The organism is Aggregicoccus sp. 17bor-14, assembly GCF_009659535.1.
Classification (GTDB): Bacteria; Myxococcota; Myxococcia; order Myxococcales; family Myxococcaceae; genus Aggregicoccus.
In genome coordinates, this window is sequence record NZ_VJZZ01000007.1 from 223,792 (window position 1) to 246,362 (window position 22,571).

General features: G+C 73.2%; 24 protein-coding genes. 14 read left to right on the plus strand and 10 right to left on the minus strand.

Annotation, left to right across the window (positions count from 1 at the left end):
- Positions 1-61: 61 nt before the first annotated feature.
- Together FGE12_RS15445 and FGE12_RS15450 are read left to right on the plus strand one after the other, a co-directional pair.
- Positions 62-520: a VOC family protein gene (locus FGE12_RS15445; protein WP_153867231.1), complete on the plus strand. Its 459-nt coding sequence runs from the start codon at positions 62-64 to the stop codon at positions 518-520.
- Positions 517-1,683, plus strand: a complete 1,167-nt coding sequence (locus FGE12_RS15450; RefSeq protein ID WP_194797908.1) for an FAD-dependent oxidoreductase — start codon at positions 517-519, stop codon at positions 1,681-1,683. The genes FGE12_RS15445 and FGE12_RS15450 overlap by 4 nt, the downstream gene beginning before the upstream one ends.
- A gap of 13 nt (positions 1,684-1,696) precedes the next feature.
- Here the strand turns inward: FGE12_RS15450 and FGE12_RS15455 are convergent, their stop codons facing one another.
- Complete coding sequence (locus FGE12_RS15455) at positions 1,697-2,554, minus strand: NAD(P)-dependent oxidoreductase (protein ID WP_153867232.1); 858 nt, start codon at positions 2,552-2,554, stop codon at positions 1,697-1,699.
- Between the two features lie 200 nt (positions 2,555-2,754).
- Between FGE12_RS15455 and FGE12_RS15460 the strand changes: the two genes are divergently transcribed.
- Both FGE12_RS15460 and FGE12_RS15465 read left to right on the plus strand, forming a co-directional pair.
- Positions 2,755-3,099, plus strand: a complete 345-nt coding sequence (locus tag FGE12_RS15460) for a VOC family protein (protein ID WP_153867233.1) — start codon at positions 2,755-2,757, stop codon at positions 3,097-3,099.
- 105 nt (positions 3,100-3,204) lie between these two features.
- Positions 3,205-3,894 (plus strand): class I SAM-dependent methyltransferase, encoded by a 690-nt coding sequence (locus tag FGE12_RS15465; RefSeq protein WP_153867234.1) that lies wholly within the window; start codon positions 3,205-3,207, stop codon positions 3,892-3,894.
- Between the two features lie 16 nt (positions 3,895-3,910).
- On the opposite strand, the gene FGE12_RS15470 is transcribed toward FGE12_RS15465, so the two are convergent.
- A complete protein-coding gene (locus FGE12_RS15470) occupies positions 3,911-4,567 on the minus strand; it encodes a PQQ-binding-like beta-propeller repeat protein (RefSeq protein ID WP_153867235.1) in 657 nt (218 codons plus the stop codon).
- A gap of 272 nt (positions 4,568-4,839) precedes the next feature.
- Between FGE12_RS15470 and FGE12_RS15475 the strand changes: the two genes are divergently transcribed.
- The 6 genes from FGE12_RS15475 (at position 4,840) to clpP (ending at position 9,140) form a co-directional block, all read left to right on the plus strand.
- On the plus strand, positions 4,840-6,057 hold the full coding sequence (locus tag FGE12_RS15475; RefSeq protein ID WP_153867236.1) for a helix-turn-helix domain-containing protein: 1,218 nt from the start codon (positions 4,840-4,842) through the stop codon (positions 6,055-6,057).
- Positions 6,058-6,106: 49 nt separating this feature from the next.
- Positions 6,107-6,853, plus strand: a complete 747-nt coding sequence (locus FGE12_RS15480) for a DUF899 domain-containing protein (RefSeq protein ID WP_153867237.1) — start codon at positions 6,107-6,109, stop codon at positions 6,851-6,853.
- Between the two features lie 280 nt (positions 6,854-7,133).
- The gene (locus FGE12_RS15485; RefSeq protein WP_153867238.1) at positions 7,134-7,613 is read left to right on the plus strand and encodes a hypothetical protein; all 480 of its coding nucleotides are present in this window, start codon (positions 7,134-7,136) and stop codon (positions 7,611-7,613) included.
- Positions 7,614-7,696: 83 nt separating this feature from the next.
- Complete coding sequence (locus FGE12_RS15490) at positions 7,697-8,023, plus strand: metalloregulator ArsR/SmtB family transcription factor (protein WP_194797909.1); 327 nt, start codon at positions 7,697-7,699, stop codon at positions 8,021-8,023.
- A complete protein-coding gene (locus tag FGE12_RS15495; RefSeq protein WP_153867240.1) occupies positions 8,020-8,454 on the plus strand; it encodes an SRPBCC domain-containing protein in 435 nt (144 codons plus the stop codon). The genes FGE12_RS15490 and FGE12_RS15495 overlap by 4 nt, the downstream gene beginning before the upstream one ends.
- 83 nt (positions 8,455-8,537) lie before the next feature.
- A complete protein-coding gene (clpP, locus tag FGE12_RS15500) occupies positions 8,538-9,140 on the plus strand; it encodes an ATP-dependent Clp endopeptidase proteolytic subunit ClpP (protein ID WP_194797910.1) in 603 nt (200 codons plus the stop codon).
- Here clpP and FGE12_RS15505 read toward each other — a convergent pair.
- Positions 9,112-9,756, minus strand: a complete 645-nt coding sequence (locus FGE12_RS15505) for an HD domain-containing protein (protein WP_153867241.1) — start codon at positions 9,754-9,756, stop codon at positions 9,112-9,114. The two genes, clpP and FGE12_RS15505, sit on opposite strands and share 29 nt — an antisense overlap.
- Before the next feature lie 3 nt (positions 9,757-9,759).
- A complete protein-coding gene (locus tag FGE12_RS15510; RefSeq protein ID WP_153867242.1) occupies positions 9,760-10,209 on the minus strand; it encodes a carboxymuconolactone decarboxylase family protein in 450 nt (149 codons plus the stop codon).
- A gap of 116 nt (positions 10,210-10,325) precedes the next feature.
- Here FGE12_RS15510 and FGE12_RS15515 point away from each other — a divergent pair, with 116 nt between their 5' ends.
- Together FGE12_RS15515 and FGE12_RS15520 are read left to right on the plus strand one after the other, a co-directional pair.
- Positions 10,326-11,756 carry a PLP-dependent aminotransferase family protein gene (locus FGE12_RS15515; RefSeq protein WP_153867243.1) on the plus strand — a complete coding sequence of 477 codons (1,431 nt, stop codon included), beginning with the start codon at positions 10,326-10,328 and terminating at the stop codon, positions 11,754-11,756.
- 16 nt (positions 11,757-11,772) lie between these two features.
- Entirely contained in the window at positions 11,773-12,711 is a 939-nt protein-coding gene (locus tag FGE12_RS15520; RefSeq protein WP_153867244.1) for a phosphotransferase, read from the plus strand.
- A 6-nt stretch (positions 12,712-12,717) separates the two neighbouring features.
- Here the strand turns inward: FGE12_RS15520 and FGE12_RS15525 are convergent, their stop codons facing one another.
- Together FGE12_RS15525 and FGE12_RS15530 are read right to left on the minus strand one after the other, a co-directional pair.
- The gene (locus tag FGE12_RS15525) at positions 12,718-13,554 is read right to left on the minus strand and encodes a hypothetical protein (protein WP_153867245.1); all 837 of its coding nucleotides are present in this window, start codon (positions 13,552-13,554) and stop codon (positions 12,718-12,720) included.
- Positions 13,551-13,793: a hypothetical protein gene (locus FGE12_RS15530; RefSeq protein ID WP_153867246.1), complete on the minus strand. Its 243-nt coding sequence runs from the start codon at positions 13,791-13,793 to the stop codon at positions 13,551-13,553. Before FGE12_RS15530 ends, FGE12_RS15525 begins: the two co-directional genes overlap by 4 nt.
- Before the next feature lie 114 nt (positions 13,794-13,907).
- Between FGE12_RS15530 and FGE12_RS15535 the strand changes: the two genes are divergently transcribed.
- Both FGE12_RS15535 and FGE12_RS15540 read left to right on the plus strand, forming a co-directional pair.
- On the plus strand, positions 13,908-15,983 hold the full coding sequence (locus FGE12_RS15535; protein WP_153867247.1) for a prolyl oligopeptidase family serine peptidase: 2,076 nt from the start codon (positions 13,908-13,910) through the stop codon (positions 15,981-15,983).
- A gap of 145 nt (positions 15,984-16,128) precedes the next feature.
- Positions 16,129-16,464 carry an HU family DNA-binding protein gene (locus FGE12_RS15540; RefSeq protein WP_153867248.1) on the plus strand — a complete coding sequence of 112 codons (336 nt, stop codon included), beginning with the start codon at positions 16,129-16,131 and terminating at the stop codon, positions 16,462-16,464.
- A gap of 71 nt (positions 16,465-16,535) precedes the next feature.
- Here the strand turns inward: FGE12_RS15540 and FGE12_RS15545 are convergent, their stop codons facing one another.
- The 4 genes from FGE12_RS15545 to FGE12_RS15560 all read right to left on the minus strand — a co-directional run bounded on the left by FGE12_RS15545 (position 16,536) and on the right by FGE12_RS15560 (position 22,557).
- The gene (locus tag FGE12_RS15545; RefSeq protein ID WP_370459001.1) at positions 16,536-18,317 is read right to left on the minus strand and encodes a bifunctional UDP-sugar hydrolase/5'-nucleotidase; all 1,782 of its coding nucleotides are present in this window, start codon (positions 18,315-18,317) and stop codon (positions 16,536-16,538) included.
- Positions 18,318-18,465: 148 nt separating this feature from the next.
- Complete coding sequence (locus FGE12_RS15550; protein WP_153867249.1) at positions 18,466-21,681, minus strand: TonB-dependent receptor; 3,216 nt, start codon at positions 21,679-21,681, stop codon at positions 18,466-18,468.
- A gap of 218 nt (positions 21,682-21,899) precedes the next feature.
- Positions 21,900-22,313, minus strand: coding sequence for a VOC family protein (locus tag FGE12_RS15555; protein WP_153867250.1), 414 nt, complete (start codon positions 22,311-22,313; stop codon positions 21,900-21,902).
- 88 nt (positions 22,314-22,401) lie between these two features.
- On the minus strand, positions 22,402-22,557 hold the full coding sequence (locus FGE12_RS15560) for a hypothetical protein (protein ID WP_153867251.1): 156 nt from the start codon (positions 22,555-22,557) through the stop codon (positions 22,402-22,404).
- Positions 22,558-22,571: the final 14 nt, after the last annotated feature.

Consider the following 22,571-nt stretch of genomic DNA (forward strand, 5'->3'; position numbering starts at 1 on the left):
GGGGCGGCAGGGCCCGGGGCCATGGCCCTGCGGCCGCCTGCGGAGGCAGTATCCTCTGCGCATGACGACCCCGCCCGCCGCCCGCCCGTTCCACTACTCCTTCTACGTGCGCGACCTGGACGAGGCGCGGCGCTTCTACGGCACGCTGCTCGGCTGCCCGGAGGGGCGCAGCACCGGCACCTGGGTGGACTTCGACTTCTTCGGCAACCAGATCTCCTGCCACCTCACGGGCGCGATGCCCGTCACGCGAGACACCGGCAAGGTGGACGACGTGCTCGTGCCGATGCCGCACTTCGGCGCCGTGATCGGCTGGGACGAGTTCGCGCGCCTCGCCGACCGGCTGAGCGCCGCAGGCACCGCCTTCATCATCGCGCCGCGCCTGCGCTATGCGGGCAAGCCCGGCGAGCAGATGACGATGTTCTTCCGCGACCCCGCGGGCAACGCGCTCGAGTTCAAGGCCTTCCGCCGCGAGGAGGAGATCTTCCTCGACTGGGTGCAGGCGAAGGCGGACCGCGCGTGAGCGCGCCCGAGGTCGTGGTGGTGGGCGGCGGCGTCGTCGGCGCGAGCGTGGCCCTCCACCTGGCCGAGCGCGGCGTGCGCGTGCGCGTGCTCGAGCGCGGGGCGGTGCCGGGGGAGGGGAGCACGGGCCGCGCCACCGGGGGCTTTCGCGCGCAGTTCGCCACCGAGGTGAACGTGCGGCTCTCGCTGCTCGCGCGCGAGACGCTGCGCAGCTTCCGCGAGCGCACCGGCGTGGACCCCGGCTACGAGCCAGTGGGCTACCTGTGGCTCGCGCGCTCGGCGCCGGTGCTCGAGACCCTGCGCGCCGCGCAGCGCGTGCAGAGGGCGGCGGGGCTCACCGAGGCGGTGGAGCTGGACCGCGAGGGCATCCGCGCCGTGAACCCCGGCGTCGTCACCGACGACGTGCTCGCCGCCGCCTGGTGCCCCACGGACGGCTACGTCCGGCCGCTCGAGGTGCTGCGCGGCTTCACCGAGGCGGCGCGGCGCCAGGGCGCGGTCTTCACGTACGGCGCGGAGGTGGTCGCGGTCGAGCGCTCGGGCGAGCGCCTCACGGCGCTGCGCACGCGCGCCGGCGAGACGGTGGCCTGCGGCGCCGTGGTGAATGCCGCGGGCGCCTGGGCCGGCGCGCTGGGTGCGCTCGCGGGCACCGCGGTGCCCGTGGCGCCGCTGCGCCGTCAGGTCGCGATGACGGTGCCCACGGACGCGCTGCCGCCGGACGTGCCGATGACCATCGTCGCCGACGACGGCTTCCACCTGCGCGCGCGCGAGGGCCGCGCGCTCTACGCCTGGCCCACCGCCGGAGACCCGGTGGACCCCTGGAGCTGCGCAGTGGAGCCCGCCTGGGTGGCCGAGGCCGCGCGCAAGGCGGGGGAGCGGGTGCCTGCGCTCGCGGGCGTGCCGGTGGACCCCGCGCGCTGCTGGGCGGGGCTCTATGAGCTCTCGCCCGACAAGCTCTCCATCCTCGGGCGCGCCCCCGGGCTCACGAACCTCTGGCTCGCCAACGGCAGCTCGGGGCACGGCGTCATGCACAGCCCCGCGCTGGGGCGCCTGCTCGCGGAGCTGATGGTCGAGGGGCGGGCGACGAGCATCGACCCCGCGGTGCTGCGCGCCCTGCGCCCCGAGCGCTTCGACGAGGAGCCGGTCGTGGTGCGAGAAATCCTGTGACGGTGCCGGCGCGCTACTTCCCGAGCGGGTCCTTGCCGAGCACCGTCCAGTCGGCGTGCGCGTGGCCCTCGGCGATGACCTCGTCCATGCGGCTCGCGATGGCCGGGAGCACGGCGAGCGGGACGCCGGCGCGCGCCGCCTCCTCCTGCATGAGGCGTGCGTCCTTGCGGGCCATGGCGAGCTCCCACGAGGGGTCCGAGTAGCTGCCGCTCAGCATCCGCGCCATGCGCGCGCCGAGCGTCGCGCCCGGGTTGAAGTACTCGAAGAGCTTCGCGGCGTCCGCGGGCGCCACCTCCAGTGCCTTCGCGAGCGAGAGCATGTCCGCGAAGCCCGAGGTGAGGAACATGAGGAACATGTTGCCGATGAGCTTCATCGACGCCGCCGCCTCCGGGCGCGGGCCCAGATGCACGAGCTTGCCGGTCATCGCCTCCAGGGCGGGCCGCACGCGCGCGAGCGGGGCCTCGTCTCCCGAGACGAGCATGGTACCGGTGGACTCGCGCGCGTTCTGCGGCCCCATGAAGACGGGGGCGTGCACGAAGTCCACCCCGCGCTCCTTCCAGCGCGCGATGCGCTCCTTCGCCCCGGACGCCGTGGTGGTGGTGTGGTCCACCAGGACCACGCCGGTCGCGAGGCCCGGGCGTGCGCGCTCGAGCACGTCGTCGACGGCTGCATCGTCGGAGAGCGTGAGGTGCACGCGCTCCGCGCCGCGCACGGCCTCCGCGGGGTCCGTGAAGGCCCTCGCCCCCGTCTCCGCCGCCACCGCCTGCGCCTTTTCGGGCGAGCGGTTCCAGACGTTGAGCTCGTGCCCCTTGAGGCGCAGCGCGCGGGTGAAGTTCGAGCCGAGCAGTCCCATTCCGAGAAAGGCGATCATGCAGGGGACTGTAGTGAGCGCCCTCCCCGTGGAGAAGCGCGCTCCGCTTCGAGCGCCGGATGGGCTACCCTCCGGCGCCCATGGTGTTCACGAGACGGATGGCGAGTGCGGCCTTGCTAGCGGTGGTGGCGTCGAGCTCCTTCGGGTGCCGCCCCGTTCAGCGTTCGGAGTCGGTGACCCACACGGAGGAGAGGTCGAGCATGGGAGTCCACTACCTGGAGATCGTCACCCCCGACGTGGACGCCACGTGCGCGCTCTACGCGCGCGTGCACGGCCTGAGCTTCGGCCCGCCAGACCCGGAGCTCGGGCAGGCCCGCGTGGCGACGCGCGCGGACGGCTCCCTGGTCGGCATCCGCAAGCCGCTCGCCGCGCACGAGGCGCCCATCCTGCGCACCTACCTCGAGGTCGCCGACATCGAGAAGGCTGCGAAGGAGGCGGAGGCCGCCGGAGCGCTCGTCGCCTACGGGCCGACGAAGCAGGGACAGCGCGGGACCTTCGCGATCGTGATCCAGGGCGGCGTGCAGCACGGGCTCTGGCAGCGGTAGGGAGCTTGCGCGCGCCGTCTGGAGGCGCTATCGCCAGGGCCCACGTCTGGCGGACGTTACTTGCTCCTTCTCGGCCCAGGTGAGCTGGCCGCTGCGAGCCCTGCCATGCACGACCCCCGCATTCCCGTTCCTCCCGCCGAGACCCTCGGCGCCTACGACGTGTGGGCGCAGGCCTACGACGGCTTCGACAACCCGCTCATCGCGATGACGGAGCACGCGCTCGACGCGGCTCCGCTGCGCGTGGAGGGCCGGCGCGTGGTGGAGCTCGGCTGCGGCACGGGACGCAATGCGCGCCGCATCCTGTCGCTCGGCGCGTCGGCCTACGTCGGCGTGGATGGCTCCCCCGGGATGCTCGCGCGCGCGCAGGAGCGCCTCACCGGGCCCCGCGTGCGCTGGCTGCAGGCGGAGCTCTCGAGCCCGGTGCCCTTGCCGGACGGGAGCGCGGACGAGGTGCTGCTCTGCCTCGTGCTGGAGCACGTCGCGGAGCTCGGGCCGCTCTTTCGCGAGGTGCAGCGGCTGCTCGCCCCCGGGGGCAGCGTGCGCTGCCTGGAGATCCACCCGCGCCTGGTGGAGCGGGGCACGCAGGCGCACTTCTGGCACGAGGGGCGCGAGTACCGCCTCGCGAGCTACCCCCACGCGGCGGAGGCGTACGTCGCAGCGTTCGACGAGGCCGGGCTCGAGCTGGGCGCCGTGTGCGAGTGGTACGCGACGCAGGAGGCCGAGGCGCGCTGCGCGAAGCTGCGCAAGCACCGCGGCCTCCCGGTGCTGCTGGACGTGCGCGCGTCGCGGCCCTGAGGCGCGCGCGCGGCCTTCAACCCGGCGCGCTGCCGCGGCGAGCGGAGGCCTTCCGCACCAGCCGCAGCGTGCCGCGCTCTCCGGCGCACCAGAAGCCCCCGGCGCCGTTGCCCTCCACGCCGGCCACGAACTCCACCGGGAGCGACCACGCCTCCTGCACCGTTCCATCGGGGGCGAGGCGGCGCAGCTCGCACGGCTTGCCGCTCTCGCTCACGGCGTGCCAGAGCGCACCGTCCACGCAGGACACCCCGGTGACGAAGCGGTCCGACGCGAGCGTCTTCACCACCGCGCCGGTCCGCGCGTCCACCTTGTGGATCCTCGCGCTCGCGTACTGGCCTACCCAGAGGTAGCCGTCCGCCCACGCCATCCCGGTGTCCTGTCCCTGCCCGGGAGCAGGCAGCCTCCGGACGACGCGGCCGTCCGAGGGCTGGAGCACGAGGATCTCTCCGCGCGCGAGCTGGTAGAGGTGCTCTCCGTCGAACGCGGTGCCGGCGTTGGCTCCGGGCACGGCGAAGCGCCGCACCACCTGCTCCGACTCGGGATCGAACGCGACCAGCTCGTCGTTGCGCGCGAACCAGACGAGCCTCCCATCGAAGGTGACGCCGTGGATCCGCCCGTCGTCGAGCGGGATGTACTCACGGACGACCTCGGCACTCGCGTCAGGCTTGCTCATGGGACTCCGTCTGGGCAGCGGGCCCGGGGCGCTTCGTCGACCAGCGCTTCACCCGCAGCGCGAGTGCTACCACGGCTGCACCGGCGCCCGTCGTCGAAGCGGCGGTGAGGGCAAGGGACGTCCAGCAGGCAGGGCACATGGTCTCTCCCGGAGGGTGGTGGAAGACGTGTACGCGCGCGAGGCCCGCGCTGGCGCGTAACATTCGTGGCGCGCAAGCCGCAGCCCGGCGCCGGCCAGGTGACAAGCGGGCCGCGCCGGCCGATCCTCCCGCCGTGCTCCTCCTTCCCACAGCGCTCGTCGAGGCCGGACGCGCGCTCTCGCGCGGCGAGCCGCTGAGGGCGCTGGGGCTCGTGGGGCGCAGCGAGGATGCGCTCGGGCTCACGCTGCGGGGCATCGCCTACGCGCAGCTCGGAGACCTGGAGCTGGCGAGGCGCTCGCTCGAGCGGGCGCTGGCACTCACGGGAGAGCCGCTCCTTCGCGCCCGGGCGCGCGCGGCGCGGGTGGAGGTCGCGCTGGGCGAGGGCGATGCAGCCACCGCTGCGCGCGAAGCACGTGCCTCGGCCGACGCGCTGGCGGCGCTCGGCGATGCCCGCAACGCGGCCATGCAGCGGCTCGTGCTCGCGCGCGCCGAGGTGCTGCTCGGCCGGCTCGACGAGGCGCGCCGCACGGTCCAGGAGGTGCTCGAGGCCGCGCCCACGGCGGACCTGCAGGCGGTCGCGCTGCTCGCCCGGGCGGAGCTCGCCCTGCGCGCCATCGCCCCGAGCGAGGCGCGCGACGCGCTCCTCTCGGCCCGCCGCAGGCTCCAGGAGGCTCCGAATCCGCTCCTCGAGCGCGAGCTCGCCGCGCTCCAGCAGGAGCTCTCGCGTCCCGTGGCGCGGCTGCTGCGGGCGGGCGCGCTGCGCGAGGTGGACCTCTTCGCCGTCGAGGCGGCAGCGGGAGGAGACCTCGTCCTCGTCGACGCCTGCCGGCGCCTCGTCGTCGCGGGCCCCGCGTCGTGCTCGCTCGCGCGCAGGCCCATCCTGTTCTCGCTGCTGGGCCTCCTGGCGCGCGCCTGGCCGGCGCCCGTCGCGCGCGACCTCCTCGCCGCGCAGGCCTTCGACACCCGCCTCGTCAACGACTCGTACCGCGCGCGGCTGCGCGTGGAGGTGGGCCGGCTGCGCAAGGCCCTGGCCTCGCTCGGCGTGGAGCCGGTGGCGACGCGGGAGGGCTACGCGCTCACCGCGGCGCGCGAGGTGGCGCTGCTCCTGCCGCTCTCGGACGGTGAGGCCGCGAGGCTCTCGCTGCTGCTCGCCAACGGCGCGGCGTGGTCGGCGCGCGGGCTCGCGGAGCACGCGGGCGTCTCGCCGCGCACCGCGCAGCGCGCGCTCGCCGCACTGGTGTCGAGCGGCGCCGCGCTCCGCACGGGAAGCGGGAAGCAGGTGCGCTACGCGCGGCCCGGCCTGCCGCTCGCGTCACGGTTGTTACTCCTGGGGCTCGTGCCGCAGCGTTAGAGCTCTGCGCGTGGCGGCAATCGCGCCGTCCCGAACACGGAGTGACGAGATGAGCCAGGTCCAGGCGAGGGTGGGTGAAGTGGAGCAGCGGTTGCGGCCGGCAGAGGTGGGCCGCGAGGCGTGGCTCGAGGCACGCAAGGCCCTGCTCGCGCGGGAGAAGGCCTTCACCCGCGAGCGCGATGCGCTGAGCGCCGCACGCCGCGCGCTGCCGATGGTGCGGGTGGGCAAGCGCTACGTCTTCGATGGACCCGAGGGGCCGCGCACGCTCGCGGAGCTCTTCGAGGGGCGGCGCCAGCTCATCGTGTACCACTTCATGTTCGGCCCCGACTGGGAGCAGGGCTGCAGGAGCTGCTCGTACGTCGCGGACAACTTCGCGGGCGGCCTCGTCCACCTCGCGGCGCGAGACACCGCCTTCGCGGCCATCTCCCGCGCGCCCCTCGCGAAGCTGCGCGCCTTCCAGCAGCGCATGGGCTGGAGCTTCCGGTGGCTCTCCTCCGCGGGCAGCGACTTCAACTACGACTTCCACGTGTCCTTCCGCCCCGGCGAGCTGGCGGCGAAGGAGGTGGAGTACAACTACGCGCGGACCTCGTTCCCGCACTCCGAGGCCCCGGGCGTGAGCGTGTTCCTGCGCGAGGGCGATGCGGTCTTCCACACCTACTCGACCTACGCGCGCGGGCTCGACCTGCTGATGAACACGTACAACTACCTGGACCTCACGCCGCTCGGCCGCCAGGAGGACGCGGACGCGGGAGGGATGGCGTGGGTGCGCCACCACGACCGGTACGAAGGGCCCTGAGCGCGCTCCGCCCGGGGGGTGGGGGGCACCCCTGAATTGCGCTGATGTCGGAATAGTTGGGGTAGATTTGACTCGCACACCCTGTGTCACGGTAACTTTTCACTTCGAGGCTCGGTGCGCTCTCGCTCCGCCTCCCGGACTCCGCCGGGTGGCGCCTCGAAGGAACCCCATGATTCTGCGCCGCTTCTGCCTTGCCCTGGCCCCCGCCCTGCTCCTGCTCCTCACCGCGTGTCCTGCCGGACCCTGCCCCCAGGCGTCGACCTGTGAGGGCTGTGCTGCGATGTACGTGGAGGAGGGCTGCTACTGGTGCCCGACGGACGGCAGCTGCAACGCCTCACTCGACGACTCCGCGTGCGGCTTCAGCGAGCAGGTGACGTCGGCGAGCGCGTGCGTGGCCACCGGCGGCGGCTCCAACGCCAACGGCTGCACCTCCAGCTACCAGGGCCCCACGGGCGACCCGCAGGTGAGCACCCAGTGCATGTCCGTGTGGAACTACCGCTGCGTGCAGCACGACTCCTCGAAGGCGGACCAGAACTGCCTCGTGTACGACTCGCTCGAGGCCACCGTGGCCTGCCCCTACTGCTCGGGCGGGAGCAGCGGCGGCGGCGGGGGTGGTGGCACCCAGACCCCGGCCAACAACTGCAACACGAGCGGCACCGCCCAGGGCTGCAGCTCGGGCTACCCCTACTCCTGCTCGGCGTCGTCCAAGTGCTACGCGAGCCTCAGCGCCTGCGCGGCGGACGTGTCCTGCCAGCGCTAGCGCACTCCCGCACCGGCCCGGGCGCGCGGCCCGGGTAAGGCTTAAGCTTGCACTTAATTAAGCGAGGGATTAATCATGTCCCCGTGCAAGCCCTCACTGCCCTCGCCGACCCGACCCGCCGCGCCATCGTGGAGATGCTCGCGCGAGGCGAGCGCTCGGCCGGCGAGGTGGTGGACGCGTTCGAGCTGAGCGCCCCGGCGGTATCGCAGCACCTCAAGGTGCTGCGGGACGCGGGGCTCGTGCAGGTGCGCGCGGAGGGGCAGCGGCGCATCTACACCCTGGACACGCGCGGGCTCGAGGAGCTGGACGCCTGGATGGGGCGCATCCGCGGCTTCTGGACGGGCCGGCTGGATGTGCTGGAGCGGAAGCTGCGCGACGCGGACGCGCCGAGGAAGGGACGGAGCCGATGATCGAGATCGTCGAAGACGCCACGGTGGAGCTCGAGCGGCTGCTGCCCGGCCCCGCCGAGCGCGTGTGGGAGCACCTCACGCAGCCCGAGCTGCTCTCGCAGTGGCTGCCCGTCACCCGGCTCGAGCCGCGCGAGGGCGGCGCCGTCACCCTGCGCCCCGAGGGTCCCCACGGCCCCGAGGTACAGGGCGTGATCACCCGCTGGGAGCCCTCCCGCGTGCTCGCCTTCACCTGGGACGAGGGCGATGCGCCCCCCTCGGAGGTGACCCTCGAGCTGCACCCGGAGGGGGAGGACACGCGCCTCGTCCTCACGCACGGGCGCGCCGAGCGCAGGGTCGTCGCGGGGCCTCCGGGACCGCGCGGCCGCGACCTCTCCGTCCTCGCCTTCCCGGCGCGCATCCCGCCCGTGCGCTGCCTGCGCCGCGCGGCCTGACCCGCTCCCATCGCCTGAAGGCCGGACGGCCCGCGCGCGCGGGGACGCCCGGCGTGTGCCCTCGTCCCTGTCTGGAGGCCGCCGTGAACATCCCCTATGTGATCGAGAACACCCACCGCGGCGAGCGCAGCTACGACCTCTACAGCCGGCTGCTCAAGGACCGCATCATCATGCTCGGCACGGCGATCGACGACGACGTGGCGAACGTCATCGTGGCGCAGCTGCTCTTCCTCGAGAGCGAGGACCCGGAGAAGCCCATCAGCCTGTACATCAACTCGCCGGGCGGCGTGGTGACGGCGGGGCTCGCCATCTACGACACCATGCAGCACGTGCGGCCGCCCGTGGCGACCATCTGCGTGGGGCAGGCGGCGAGCATGGCCTCCATCCTGCTGCTCGCCGGGGCGAAGGGCCTGCGCCAGGCGCTGCCCCACGCGCGCATCATGCTGCACCAGCCGCACGGCGGGGCGCAGGGGCAGGCCACGGACATCGCGCTGCAGGCGAAGGAGATCCTCCGGCTCAAGAGCCTGGTGAACGCGCTGGTGCACCGGCACACCGGACACGCGCTCGAGCGCATCGAGCAGGACACCGAGCGCGACTACTACCTGAGCGCGGAGGAGGCGCGGCAGTACGGCGTCATCGACACCGTGGTGGACCGGCTCAACGCGTCCACGGCGAGTGGAGGATGAGGTGGCAGAGGTCCCCGCGCTGGAAGTGGGGGTCCTTGCACGCGAGGAAGTCGTCGTTGAAGGTGCCGAAGGTGCTGTCGGGGCGGTGCTTCAGGCCCTCGTAGAACGCGTCGATGAGCTCGCGCTCGAAGTCGCTCCCACGCGGATGCGCCGCGGTCACCGCCGCGCGCTCCTCGTCCGTGAACTGCTCGTAGGTGCGGCCCGTCACGTCCATGCCCGCGCCGAGCTGCAGCAGCGCGGCCTCCGCGTGCATGAGCTCGGGGATGCCTGGCGTGGTGTGCAGGGCAATGGCCTCCCACACCTTCGCCACGTCCGCCTCGGCGATGCCGTGGCCGCGCAGGAAGTCGCGCGCCGCGTTCGCCCCGTCCACCTCGAAGCGCAGCCGGCTCTGGCGGAAGTGGGACGTGAGCCCGAGGTCGTGGAACATCGCGGCGGCGTAGAGCAGCTCCGGGTCGTACGCGAGCCCCTTGCGCCTCCCGCTCAGGGCGGCCCAGTAGTAGACGCGGGTGGAGTGGTGGAAGAGCAGGTCGCTCGCGGTGTGGCGCACGAGCTGCGCCACCTCGCGCGCGAGGCGGCTGTCCGGGACGGTCACGTCGAGCAGGGCGAGCGAGGGCATGGGCTAGCGCGCCGCCTCGGGCGGGGTGCGGAAGCCGATGGCGAGCCGGTTGTAGACGTTCATCAGCCCGATGGCGATGGTCAGGTCCACCAGCTCCTTCTCGCCGAAGACCGCCGAGGCGGCCCGGAAGTCCGCGTCGGGCACGCCGGTCTGGGCCACCAGCGTCACCGTCTCGGCCCAGGCGAGCGCTGCCCGCTCGCGCTCGCTGAAGACCTTGCCGCCCTCGCGCCAGGCCTGGACGAGCGCGAGCTTTTCGTAGGGGACCCCGAGCTTGAGCAGGTCGCGCGTGTGCAGGTCCAGGCAGTAGGCGCACCCGTTGATCTGGCTCACCCGCAGGTAGACCAGGTCGACGAGCTGGGCCTCGAGGCCGGACTGCATCACGTGGCCGTAGACGCTGCCGATCGCCTTCATGCCGGCGGGGGAGACCTTCTGGTAGTCGATGCGTTGGGACATGGCGGTTCCTCGTGCCTCCGGAGCCAGGGATGGCTCGCTGTGGATGCCGCGATAGTGCGCCCCGAGAGGTGCATCGAAAAGAACCAGAAAGTGCTCATTTGGCTGTACCATGAGGCATGCCGTCCCCGCTCGACATCCGGCTCGATCGCTCGGCCGGGACCCACCTCTCGGAGCAGATCCGCCTCGGCGTGCTGGCGGCGATCCGCAGCGGGGCGCTCGCGCCCGGGGCGAGGCTGCCCTCGTGGCTCGCCCTCGCGGCCCAGCTGGGCGTGGCCCGCGGGACCGTCAAGGCCGCCTACGAGCGCCTGACCGACGAGCAGGTCATCGTCGCGTCGCGACCGGGGGGCACACGGGTGGCTGACTCCCCGGCGCGCGCGGGGCTGCCGGTGCCCGCCGCGGACGCCGAGGCGCCGCCCGCGCTGTACCAGCACCTGCTCGCCGGTCCTGCCGTCTTCCAGATGGGAGTCCCCGCATCGGACGGCTTCCCAGCCCGCCTGCTCGCCCGGCTGCGCGCGCACGCCGCGCGCGACGAGGTGGCCGCGCCCGCCCTGTACCCGGACCCGCGCGGGGAGCCGGCGCTGCGGCGGGAGATCGCCGCGCACCTGGCGCTCGCGCGCGGGCTCGGCTGCCGCCCCTCGCAGGTCTTCGTCACGGCGGGCTTCGCCGGTGGCCTCGCCCTCGCGCTGCGGGTGCTGGGGCAGGAGGGCAGCACCTGCTGGATGGAGAACCCCGGCTTCTTCCAGAGCCGCCGGGCGCTCGAGCTGGCCCGGGTGACGCCCGTGCCGGTGCCGGTGGACGCGGAGGGCCTCGACGTCGCCCACGCCACGCTGCACGCGCCCGGGGCGGCGCTCGCGCTGGTGACGCCGGGCCAGCAGGCGCCGCTGGGTGCGACGCTGTCGCTGCGCCGGCGGGTCGCGCTGCTCGAGTGGGCGCAGCGCACGGGCGCGTGGATCCTCGAGGACGACTACCTGGGGGAGCTGCAGCTCGAGCGGCGCGCCGCTCCGGCGCTCGCGTCCCTGGATCAGCGCGGCCGCGTCCTCCACCTCGGGTCGTTCAGCAAGACCATCAGCCCCGCGCTGCGGCTCGGCTTCGTCGTCGTGCCGCAGGCGCTGGAGGCGCGCTTCACCGAGACCGTCATGTGCCTCGGCTCCGCGCCCGGCCCCGCCGTGCAGCACGCCACCGCCGAGTTCATGCGCGCGGGGCACTACCTGCGGCACCTGCGGCGCATGAAGCGGGTCTACGCCGCGCGGGGCGAGGCGCTGCGGGCCGCGCTGGAGCGCAAGGGGTACTCCGTCCACGTCGGAGGCCTCGCCGCCGTGCTGCGGCTGCCCGAGGGCGCGCCGGATGCGGCGATCGCGCAGGAGGCGCGTCGCAGCGGGCTCGCGCCGGAGCCGCTCTCGCGCTTCTTCAGCCCGGGCAGCAGGGCGTCACCGGGCCTCCTGCTGGGCATCGCCACGGCGCCCGATGCGGAGCTCCCGGCGGCCTGCGAGCGCCTGCATCGGCTGATCCGCAAGCACTGCCGACTCCCAAGTCTCTGGAAGGGATGACACGCTGGAGCCCGCCATGAACGCCGACGAGTGCCTGCCCCCAGCGCTGCGAGGACCCACCACCACGCTCACGCCGCTCGTCCGGGGCCTGTCGGGCGCCGCGGTGTACCGCGTCGAGGCCGCGGGCGCGCAGTATGTGCTCAAGATTGCCGGTGCGTCGGAGCGCGACGCGGACTGGCACCACGCGCTGCAGATGCAGCGGCTCGCCGCGGAGGCGGGGCTCGCGCCGCGCGTCCTCCACGTGGACGAGGCCCGGCGCGCCGTGCTCACGCCCTTCATCGTCGACCGCTCGTTCGTGGGCTACCTCCGCAACCCGGGCACTCACGAGGCCGCGCTCGCGCAGCTCGGCCGCACCGTGCGCCGGCTGCACGAGGTGCCCCTGCCGGCGAACGCCTCCGGGAGGCAGCCGCTCGAGTTCCTCGCCCAGACGTGGGAGCAGCTCGCGGGGTTCGCGCTGCCGGCCTTCGTGCGCGACGGGATCCAGCGCGCGCTCGCCGAGCCGGCGCCCGCGGAGGAAGGCCCGCCGGTGTTCAGCCACAACGACCTCAACCCCGGCAACCTCGTCTACGACGGCGAGTCGATCCTCTTCCTCGACTGGGCCACCGCCGGACCGCAGGATGGCTCCTACGATCTCGCGGTGCTCGCCGTCTTCCTGCGCCTGGACGACGCCACCTGCCTGCGCCTGCTCTCGGCCTACGACGGCGCGCCCTGCACCGCGCTGCCCGCGGGCTTCGTCTACCACCGCCGCCTCGCGGCGACGCTCGCGGGCGCGGTCGCGCTCCTGCTCGCCCGCCAGGCGAAGCATGCGGGAGCCACGGGCGCGGAGACGCTCGCCTCCACGCCCGCGCTCGGCGAGTTCTACCAGCGGATGATGAAGGGCGAGCTGAAGCTCGGCACGCCCGAGGGGCAGTGGTGGTTCGGGCTTGCCCTGCTCAAGCACGGCCTCTCGGTGTGAGCGCGCTCACGGAGCCAGCAGGTACGCGGGCAGCGGGCGCTCCGGCTCCATCACCACCAGGGCCTGCAGCAGCCCGGCGGACATCTGGGAGAGGCAGGCGAAGGTGCGCAGCGAGGCACCGAAGGCGCGCATCAGGCTCTCGTCCACGCCCAGCGCGGTCCCCACCATGGGTGCGGCGCCGTACAGGAGCCAGCCCAGGCTGCCGAAGGCGAGCAGCGACCACGGCCAGCCGAGGTTGCCGCCGCGCAGCGCGAACGCCGTGAGCAGGATGGGCGCGATGAGGGTGAGCGAGACCACGTCGCCCGTGTTCGAGGCCAGCGAGGGCAGCACGTGCAGGTTCCCACCCGCCAGCGTCTTCAGGTCGTCGAGCGTGAGCTCGCCGACCAGCGCGAGCGCGATGGCGAGCGAGATGCTCACGGCGAGCCAGCGCAGCGCGGGGGGAACCTGCAGGTCCAGCCCCGCCACGCGGTACGCGCGTGCGATCTGCACCGTGCCCCACACGCTGGCCGCGTTGCCCACGAAGAGCAGCACGCCGCTCAGCGCCACGGAGAGCGCCGAGATGTCCTGCGCCTCGAAGCGGCTCGTCGTGCGGAAGAGCAGGGCGTTGAGGGCGAGCAGCCCGTAGCAGGTCCCCATCAGCGCCCAGGGCCTGCGCATGTAGTCGCCCGCATCGAGCGTGAGCGCCGCGACGAAGCTGCCCAGGGCGGCGGACCCCACCGCGAGGATGCCGACGATGAAGTAGATCGTCTCCTCCGCGAGCCCGCCGTGCAGGCCGCGCAGCGCGGCGTACGCGCCCAGCGCGCCGACGAAGGGGAGCGCCGCGGTGAACCCGGCGCCCTTCACCGGGAGAGGTCCTTCACCAGCTGCGAGAGCAGGAGCTCGGTCTTCATGCTGCCCAGCAGCACCGAGAGCAGGGGCTGCAGCGAGGGCACCACGCGCGCGAGCTGGGCGGGCGAGAGCGCGCCCGGCGCAGCGCTCGCCTCGCGCAGGCAGAGGCTGTGCACCGTGTTCGCGGCGGCCGCGGGCCCGAGGTACTGGGCGAGGCGGACGGTGAGGATCTCGACGGCTCTGTTCGATTCCATTCAGTTGCCTAACCTAGCCTCAGTCCCCCCCCGGAGCGAAAGGTGGGCTGCCCTCGGCCTGGTACCCGGAGGCCATTCAGGGTGGGGCAGTGTGGGTGCAGCGTCGCCCGCACCATGCGAACTCCGCTCTGGCTGGCCGTGCTCCTCGCTGGTTCCGCCTGCTCCGGGACCCGCGCCTCCGCCCCTCCTCCTGACACCCAGGCTCAGCGCGCGCCCCCTGCCGCAGCCCCGGCACCTGCAGCGGCCGCCCCGCCTGCGCCCGCGCCCGCAGCGGCGCCTGCGCAGGCCGCACCGGACCCGGCGGGAAAGCAGTCCCCCGAGCGCGAGGCGGCGCTGGCCCAGGCGGTGGCGCCCTTCTTCGACGCCTTCGTCAACCAGGAGGCCGCCTTCAGCCGCGACGGCCGCCAGGTGCTCTTCGTGTCCAACCGCGACGGGCTCCCGCAGCTCTACGTGGCGGACGTCGCCCACCCGACCGCACCGGCGCGCCGGCTCACGCGCACCACCGAGCGGGTGACGGGCGCGCTGCCCCTGCCCGACGGCACGAGCGCCCTCGTGCGCATGGACACGGGCGCGGACGAGAACTGGCGCCTGTACCGGGTGGAGCTCGCCACAGGCGAGCTCACCGGGCTCACCCCCGGCGAGGTGCTGCAGCGCGACGACCCGCAGCTGCCCGAGCGCGCGCCCGAGGCCGTCTTCTTCTCCGCGCGCAAGATGGCCGAGAAGGCGAGCGCCCTGTACCGCCTGCCGCTCTCCGGCGGGGCGCCCGGGCGGGTGTACGAGGACACGGAGTCGGGCTTCCTCACCGACGTGAGCGAGGACGGGCGCGCCGGGCTGTGGCTGCGCATGCACTCCGCGTCCAACTTCGAGCTGATGCGGGTGGACCTGCACACGGGCGAGGCGCGAAGGCTGTACCCGGCGGGGGACACCCAGGCGGCCGTCAGCGACGCGCGCTTCACCCCGGATGGGCAGCGGGTGCTGCTCGCCACCGACGCGGGCGGCGAGCAGGCGGTGCTGCTCGCGCTCGACGCGCGCGATGGACACGAGCTCGCGCGCTACGTGGAGACGCAGCCCGCGACGGCGGAGCTGGCGGGCCTGGAGGTCTCTCCGCGCGGCGACGCCGTGGCGGTGGACGTCAACGCGGGCAACCGCCACGAGCTGCGCCTGCTCGATGCGCGCACGCTGCGCCCGCGCACCCGGGTGCAGCTGCCCCTGGGCTTCGGCGCCCTGGGCCGCTTCTCGCAGGATGGCCAGCACCTCTCGGTGACGTGGAGTACGCCCTCGCAGCCCACGGACGTGTATGGCGTGGACGCGCGCTCGGGCCGGGTGACGCCGCTGCGGCGCGAGCAGCGCCCGGGGCTCGCGAGCCTTCCTCCGGTGGAGGCGAGCATCGTGCAGGTGAGGGCCCACGACGGGCTGAAGCTCCCGGTCAACGTGTACCTGCCCCGCGGCGGCGCCACGGCCGGCAAGCGCATGCCGGTCATCGTGAGCTACCACGGCGGCCCCGCGAGCTCGTACGCCGTGCGCTGGTCGCCCGCCATCGGCTTCTTCCTCTCGCAGGGCTACGCGTGGGTGGAGCCCAACGTGCGCGGCTCCAGCGGCTTCGGCCGCGCCTACGAGATGGGCGACAACGGCCCGAAGCGCTTCGAGGCCTTCAAGGACATCGAGACCACGGCGCGCTGGGCCGCCTCGCAGCCGTGGGCGGACGCGGGCCGCATGGTGGTGTACGGCGGCAGCTACGGTGGCTACACCACGCTCATCACGCTCGAGCGCAACCCGGACCTCTGGCGCGCAGGCGTGGACCTCTTCGGCGTCGCCAACATGCGCACCTTCCTCGCGTCCACCTCGGGCGTCATCCGGGACATCTTCCGCGAGGAGTTCGGCGAGCTGGGCCGCGACGACGCGCTGCTCGAGTCGCTCTCGCCGCTCGCCCAGGTGGACCGCATCGTGGACCCGCTCTTCGTCTACGCGGGCGCGAACGACCCGCGCGTGCCGCGCAGCGAGAGCGACCAGGTGGTCGCGGCGCTGCGCCAGCGCGGCGTGCCGGTGGAGTACATGGTCGCCCCCAACGAGGGCCACTCGCTCGCGCGCCGGGAGAACCAGATCGAGGCCCAGGCCCGCATCGCCCGCTTCCTCGAGCAGTACGTGAAGGCACCGGCCGCAGGGCCTGCCGCCGCACCCGGGCGGCCCTGACGCGGGGGCGCCCCCCGCCGGCTGACCCGCCGTGCGAGCATGAGTTGCTCGACTTCAGGGGCCCAGGGAGTGGTATGGCGGCCCTGGCGCCCCGGGATTCCGGGGCCCGCAGAGGCACTTTCCCCCTCGACCTGGAGTCACACAGATGGCTGCAAAGGCGAAGAAGACGGCCCCCGGGGCCAAGCCCCCCACGAAGTCCGAGCTCTACACCTCCATCGCGGAGGAGACCGGCCTGAGCCGCAAGCAGGTCGGCTCGGTGTTCGACGCGTTCGCCGAGGAGCTGAAGAAGAACCTGGGCGGCCGTGGCTCGGGCAAGTTCGTGGTCCCCGGCCTGATGAAGGTGAAGGTCATCAAGAAGCCGGCCACCAAGGCGCGCAAGGGCATCAACCCCTTCACCAAGGAGGAGACCATCTTCAAGGCGAAGCCCGCCCGCAAGGTGGTCAAGATCCAGCCGATGAAGGCCCTCAAGTCGATGGTCTGAGCGGGGCCTCGCAGCCCCCTGCCGCACCAGAGGCCTCTGCTCCCCACGGGGAGCAGGGGCCTCGCGCGTCTTCAGGGGCTGCAGCCCTCGCGCGGCGCCGGCAGGCGCGTGATGCGGCCGCGGGGCGGCGCGACGAGCGGCTGGCCCTGCGCCTTCCAGTACTCGACCAGCGCGTCGCGCACGGTGAGCGGCCGCTGCTCGCCCAGGTCGATGCTGCCCGGCGGCAGCGCCCGGGTCACCGCGTCCAGGCCGGAGCCGCCGCGCGCGAGGAAGTCCGGCATGGCCACGCGCAGCCGGGCGCTCGCGGGCAGCGGGCGGCCGTCCTCGCGCGTCACCGCCTCCACGTGGGCCTGGCCCGCGCAGCCCGCGAGCGTCACCCGCAGGCCCGAGACCTGGAGGATGCCGCCCTTGTGCCCGTACGCCGCGTCCAGCAGCTGGCGCAGCTCGGCGGGGGAGAGGGTGAGGGTGGCGAGCGTGTTGTCGAAGGGCAGCACCTCGAACACGTCCCCGTAGCGCAGCTCTCCGGCCGGCAGGTCCGCGCGCAGGCCTCCGCTGTTGAGCAGCGCCACGTCCACCCCGGCCACCGCGCGCAGCGCGTCCGTCAGCACGTTGCCCAGGTCGCTCTCCGCCTCGTAGGCGCGCTTGAGCGGCGCCGGCACGCGCACGCCCAGCGGGCGCTGCTGCTCCTGCTGCACCCGCGCGAGCGCCTCGCCGAGCAGCGCCCCCATCGCCGGGTCCGCCTGCACCGGGTGGCCGCGGAAGCGCGCCGGGACGAGCTGCGCGCCCGCGCCGGCCTCCTTCAGCGCGCGCTCGTCGCAGGTGCCCAGCCGCGCCTCCACGCGCTCGCACACCGGCAGCGCCGCCTGCAGGCGCGTGCGCTCGGGCAGCACGCGGTGCGTCTTCGGGTCCAGCTCGAGCTCCACCAGTCCGAAGGCGCGGCCCTGGCCGGAGGTCTCGATGACCGGCGTGCCGTTCACGAAGTGGCCCACCGGCTGGTGGGTGTGGCCCGCGATGACCGCGTCCAGCGTGCCCGCGGGCAGCGCCTCCAGCAGCTCGAAGATCTCGCTGTCCCCGCGGTCGCACGAGGAGGTGTCGTGCGGGTCGTCCAGGCGCTTGCACACCGCGCCCGCGTGGGCCACGGCCACCACCACCTCGGCGCCCCGCGCGCGCAGGCGCTGGGCCGCGGCGAGCGCCGCGGGCGCCATGGGGCTGAAGCGCAGCCCGGCCACGTTCACCGGGTTGGTCACGCTGGGGGTGGTGGGCGTGGCAAGCCCGAGCACGCCGATGCGCACCCCGTTGCGCTCCACCAGCAGGGTGCCGTCGCCCTTGAGCCACGCGGGCGCGGCGCCGGTGGCGGCCTCCTGCACGTTGGCGGCGAGCACCGCGAAGTGGGCCTCGGCGATGCGGGCCTTGAGCGCCCCCACCGGGTCGTCGCCCGCCTGCGCCACCGAGCGCGCGCCCACGGGGCCGAAGTCGAACTCGTGGTTGCCGAGCGCTGCGGCCACGTAGCCGAGCTGGTTCATCGCGCGCACCACCACCTCGCCCTCGGTGAGGTTGGAGGCGAGCGTGCCCTGGAAGAGGTCTCCGCCGTCCAGCAGCAGCACGCCGTCCGGGTTGTCCTGGCGCAGCGCCGCCACGTAGCCCGCAAAGGTGGCGAGCCCTCCCTGCGTGACGGGCGTGCCGTCCGGCAGCTTGCCCTCGTGCGGCATCACCCAGCCGTGCAGGTCGTTGGTGCCCACCAGCGTGAGGCGCACGGGCGCCGGGGGCAGGGCGGGGGCGCGCGTGGCCGGCGCGCAGCCACAGAGCGGGGTGAGCAGCAGCGCGGCGAGGAGGGCGGGCGGAGAGCGGAGCACGTGTCCGTCTAGAACGGGGGGCCGTCCGCAGACAAGGGCTGCGCGAAAAGCAGCAGGGGTGCGCGGGAGGACTCCTCCCGCGCACCCCCGAGGTCAAACGAAGCTCACGCGAGCGCCGGGAAGGTGACCCCGGCGCCCGGTGTGGGCGCTAGAAGACGTAGCGCGCACCCACCTGCACGCGCCAGCGCGACGCGGTCGGCGAGTGGACCACCGTGGTGGTCTCGGTGGGCTCGGTGAAGGTGTAGATCGGCCGGTTGTTCGCCGCGTCGTAGCCCACCGCCTTGAGGAACTGCGCCGCGTGGGTCTCGAAGTTCGCGTCCTGGCGGAACAGGCCCCAGTCCGCGTTGAGCATGTTGGGCAGGTTGAAGAAGTCCGCCTGCAGCTCCAGGTGCTGGCCCTTGATGAACTCGGGCGAGTTCCAGCCGAGGCGTGCATCGAGCTGGTTCTGCCACGGGTTGCGGCAGGCGCCGCGCTCCGCGAAGCCACCGCGCGAGTCGGCGAGGCAGGGGTGCTTGTCGATGAAGGCGGCCAGGGCGGCGTACTGCGTCGGGTCCTGCAGGGTGATCTGGCTCTCGTCCTTGGGGACGAACACCATGTCGTTGCCGCTGATGCCGTCCGCGTTCACGTCGCCGTTGACGGTCCAGGTGTAGGGCGTGCCGGACTGGCCGATGTAGATGAGGCCCAGGTTGAAGCCGAGCGGCAGCGACGTGGTGCCGGTGACCGTCAGGCGGTGCGGGCGGTCGAACGCGGAGGCGCGCACGTTGCGATCCTCGAGGTTGCCGTCCACGGGCGAGAACTGGAAGTTCGAGAGCGCCTGGGAGCTGGTGAGCGAGATGCGGTCCATCGAGCGCGAGTAGGTGTAGGCCACGCGCGCGTCCACGATGTCCGCGAGCGTCTTGCGCACGCCGAAGGTGGCGCTGGTCACGTAGCCACCGTTCTTGTTGTAGACCTTCACGGCCTGGCGCAGGTTGACGGGGTCGAAGCGCTTGGGCGCGGCCGAGAAGCCGGTGGCGCCGAAGGTGCCGTACAGCGCGCGGCCCTCGCCGCTCAGGTCGTCCTGGCGGACCAGGTTCGCGTCCGTGGTGTACCAGCCGTTGATGTCGCGGGTGTAGAGCAGGTCCACGGTGCCCACGAGGCCCAGCGGCAGGCGGCGGTCCATGCCGAGCGCGACGCGGAAGTTCTGCGGGTACTTGGTCTTCGCGTCGAAGTAGTCGATCTCACCCTGGTTCGTCGGCGCGGTGGGCGTGCTGGTGCCGCCGGCGCAGTCGTAGGGCTGGGCGTTCGGGTCGGTGGTGAAGGCCGGCACGCCCGCACCCGTGGTGGCGTTGCGGTTACAGGTCAGCTCCACCTGGGACAGGCCGTTCACGCCGTAGGCGTTGGAGACCCAGACGTAGGGGGGGCGGCCGGAGAAGATGCCGGTGCCGCCGCGCAGCACGGTGTTGCCGCCGTCCACGTCCCAGTTGAAGCCGAGGCGGGGCGACCAGAGCGGGTTGCCCGAGGGCACCTTGCTGGTGTCGATGGCGAGCGCCGCATTGTCCACCAGGCGCGGGTTCGCGTTCGCCTTGGAGAGGAGCGGGATGTCCACGCGCAGGCCCGGGGTGATGCTCAGGCCCTCGAAGGGCGTCCAGTTGTCCTGCACGTAGAAGCCGGGCTGGAACACGCTGAAGGCGGCCGTTCCCGGGTCCTGCACGTCGCTCACGCCGAAGCGGCGCTGGAAGGAGGCCGCGCGACCCGCCTCCAGGTCGTCCAGGCTGTTGAAGGCCCACACGCCGGTGGACGCCTGGAGGAAGGCGTTGCGGATCTTCAGGTACTCGGTGCTCGTGCCCGCGGTGAGGGCGTGGCTGCCCATCTTGTAGGTGAGGCTGTCCTGCAGCTGGTAGATGTCCTGGTCCAGCGTGTTGAGCTGGCTGAAGCGCTCGGCGCCCGCGGCGAGCCAGGAGTCGGCCGTGCCGAGCTTGCCGGACTTCACGAGGATGAGCGGCGAGTTGTCGCTCGGATCGCGCTGGTCGCGCAGGATGGAGAAGCCGGTGAGGAACTCGTTGGAGAGCTTGCCGTCCAGCCAGCTGCTGGTGAGCTTCACGCGCGCCACGTGGCTCGCGGTGGACTGGGCGTAGCCGGCGTTGGACAGCTGGTAGCCGTCGCGCAGGCGGCCCGGGATGCTCGGCGAGGTGGGCGAGCGGGTCAGGTTGTCCTGGTCCGCGGTCACCAGGTTGTAGGAGACCTCCGCGTAGCTGTTCGGGATGGCGCTGGTGCTCAGCTTGGCGAACAGGTTGTGGTCCGGGTTGTGGAGCGAGGTGCCCAGCGCGGTGCCCGGGTTCTGCATCCCGTACTTGTTGGTGAGGATGGACTGGAAGCGCTCGGCCTCCGCGTTGGTGAAGCCGGCGCGGGCCAGGTCGTCCGTGGGGTCGCCGCTCAGCTGGAAGGCGTTGCCGAAGGCGCTCTTGCGCGACTGCAGGTCCGTGGTGATGAAGAAGTGGAGCTTGTCCTTGATGATCGGACCGCCCAGGCTCACGCCGTACTGCAGGACGTTGTAGTCGAGGAAGGTCGGGTCGTCGCGGTCACCGGCCAGCTTCTTGTTCTGCCAGTAGCCGAAGAGCGAGCCGCGGAACTCGTTGCTGCCGCTCTTGGTGATGGCGTTCACCATGCCGCCGGCGAAGTTGCCGTAGCGCACGTCGAAGGGCGACACCTGCACGACGAAGGAGTCGATGGCCTCGATGGACAGCGCCTTGGCGCCGGCCTGGCCGCCCGGCGTGCCGTTGCTGGCGAGGCCGAACATGTCGTTGTACGACGCGCCGTCGATCTGGATGTTGTTGAACTTGGTGTTCTGGCCGGCCATGGAGCCGTTGGCGGCCTGGGGCGCGGTGGAGATGAGGTCCGAGAAGTTACGGCCCTGCAGCGGCAGCTCGACCATCTGCTTGCCGGTCACCGTGGTGGAGGGGCCGTTGCGCCCGCGGTCCGAGAAGGCGTCCAGCTCGTGGCCGACCACCGTCAGCTGCTCGCCCATCTCCTCCTGCTTCTGCAGCTTCGCATCCAGCTTCAGCCGGTTGCCGAGCAGCAGCTGGTAGCCCTTGCCCTGGGTTCCGAAGAAGCCCGTGGCGCTGACGCTCACCGTGTACGGCCCACCGGGGGGCACGTTGTCGAGCATGTAGCCGCCCGAGCCGTCCGTGACGGCGACGAAGGTCGCGCCCGTGCTCTCGTTGCGGATCTCGACGACCGCGTCGGGGATCGGCTGACCGCCCGGCTCGGTGATCTTGCCGAACAGTGCGGAGCCGGTGACGCCTTGGGCCAGCGATGTGAATGCGAAGGCCAGGACCGCGGCGAACGCCGCGACCCTGAGCTGCGATGGATGAATGAAGTGACGCAAGAACCCCTCCCGGGTTGCGCGGCTGTGGGGGGACAGCCGGCGTCGCTCGTCTAGCCCGATCAGGGCCCCGCTGCGAAGATGGGGCCGTCACTTTTTCATCACGCACCCCGTGCGAAGGTCCCACCGGGGGTGATGTGTGCCAGGCGCCGCGGATGTGGGCCTGGGTCCGACTCCGGCAGATTGTGGCCGGATTGCGGGGGGATGCGCGCGGGCGAACCCTAGCCGGCGCGCGGGGTGATCTCCACGGACGCGGCGCTGCGGTCGGCGGGTCCGTGGAACACCGCCTCCACGTTGTTGCCGTCCGGGTCCAGCACGAAGGCCGCGTAGTAGCCGGGGTGGTAGCTGCGCTCTCCGGGCGCGCCGTGGTCGCGCCCGCCCGCAGCCAGCGCCGCGGCGTGGAAGCGCTGCACGGCCTCGGGCCCTTCCGCCTGGAAGGCGAGGTGCACGCGCGAAGGGGCGGCGTCGCCCGCGGCGTCCACCCACAGCTCGTCCGAGTTGAAGTGCCGCGGGCTCTCGGTGGTGAAGGCGCGGCCGAGCGCCGCCAGCGCTGCGCGGTAGAAGGCGCGGCTCTTCTCGAGGTCCGCGACGCGCAGGTGCACGTGGTCGATGAGGCGTCCGGTGTGAAGGCGCATGGTGGCGCGCAGCATGCTCCGCCCCGCAGGCCCCCGCGTCGCCCGGAGGGACGCCACTGTTGCGCGCCGGGCGTTGCCCAGGCGCGGCTCAGCGCGGGGCGGGCACGTCGTCCGGATGGCCGGGCACCTCGGGGGGCCGCGGCGGCTCCACCTCCGGGGGCGCAGCAGGAGGCGCCACGTCGGGTGGCCGCTCCGGCAGGGTGGGTGGGGACGGCGGTGGCAGCTCCTGGGGCGGCTGGGGCACGCGGGCACTCCTCC

What these genes read in the sequence shown, in the direction of transcription:
- FGE12_RS15445 (WP_153867231.1), top strand. Translation starts at nt 62, where the DNA reads ATGACGACCCCGCCCGCCGCCCGCCCGTTCCACTACTCCTTCTACGTG.
- FGE12_RS15455 (WP_153867232.1), bottom strand. Translation starts at nt 2,554, where the DNA reads ATGATCGCCTTTCTCGGAATGGGACTGCTCGGCTCGAACTTCACCCGC.
- FGE12_RS15460 (WP_153867233.1), top strand. Translation starts at nt 2,755, where the DNA reads ATGGGAGTCCACTACCTGGAGATCGTCACCCCCGACGTGGACGCCACG.
- FGE12_RS15465 (WP_153867234.1), top strand. Translation starts at nt 3,205, where the DNA reads ATGCACGACCCCCGCATTCCCGTTCCTCCCGCCGAGACCCTCGGCGCC.
- FGE12_RS15470 (WP_153867235.1), bottom strand. Translation starts at nt 4,567, where the DNA reads ATGAGCAAGCCTGACGCGAGTGCCGAGGTCGTCCGTGAGTACATCCCG.
- FGE12_RS15480 (WP_153867237.1), top strand. Translation starts at nt 6,107, where the DNA reads ATGAGCCAGGTCCAGGCGAGGGTGGGTGAAGTGGAGCAGCGGTTGCGG.
- FGE12_RS15485 (WP_153867238.1), top strand. Translation starts at nt 7,134, where the DNA reads ATGTACGTGGAGGAGGGCTGCTACTGGTGCCCGACGGACGGCAGCTGC.
- FGE12_RS15495 (WP_153867240.1), top strand. Translation starts at nt 8,020, where the DNA reads ATGATCGAGATCGTCGAAGACGCCACGGTGGAGCTCGAGCGGCTGCTG.
- FGE12_RS15505 (WP_153867241.1), bottom strand. Translation starts at nt 9,756, where the DNA reads ATGCCCTCGCTCGCCCTGCTCGACGTGACCGTCCCGGACAGCCGCCTC.
- FGE12_RS15510 (WP_153867242.1), bottom strand. Translation starts at nt 10,209, where the DNA reads ATGTCCCAACGCATCGACTACCAGAAGGTCTCCCCCGCCGGCATGAAG.
- FGE12_RS15515 (WP_153867243.1), top strand. Translation starts at nt 10,326, where the DNA reads ATGCCGTCCCCGCTCGACATCCGGCTCGATCGCTCGGCCGGGACCCAC.
- FGE12_RS15520 (WP_153867244.1), top strand. Translation starts at nt 11,773, where the DNA reads ATGAACGCCGACGAGTGCCTGCCCCCAGCGCTGCGAGGACCCACCACC.
- FGE12_RS15530 (WP_153867246.1), bottom strand. Translation starts at nt 13,793, where the DNA reads ATGGAATCGAACAGAGCCGTCGAGATCCTCACCGTCCGCCTCGCCCAG.
- FGE12_RS15535 (WP_153867247.1), top strand. Translation starts at nt 13,908, where the DNA reads ATGCGAACTCCGCTCTGGCTGGCCGTGCTCCTCGCTGGTTCCGCCTGC.
- FGE12_RS15540 (WP_153867248.1), top strand. Translation starts at nt 16,129, where the DNA reads ATGGCTGCAAAGGCGAAGAAGACGGCCCCCGGGGCCAAGCCCCCCACG.
- FGE12_RS15555 (WP_153867250.1), bottom strand. Translation starts at nt 22,313, where the DNA reads ATGCGCCTTCACACCGGACGCCTCATCGACCACGTGCACCTGCGCGTC.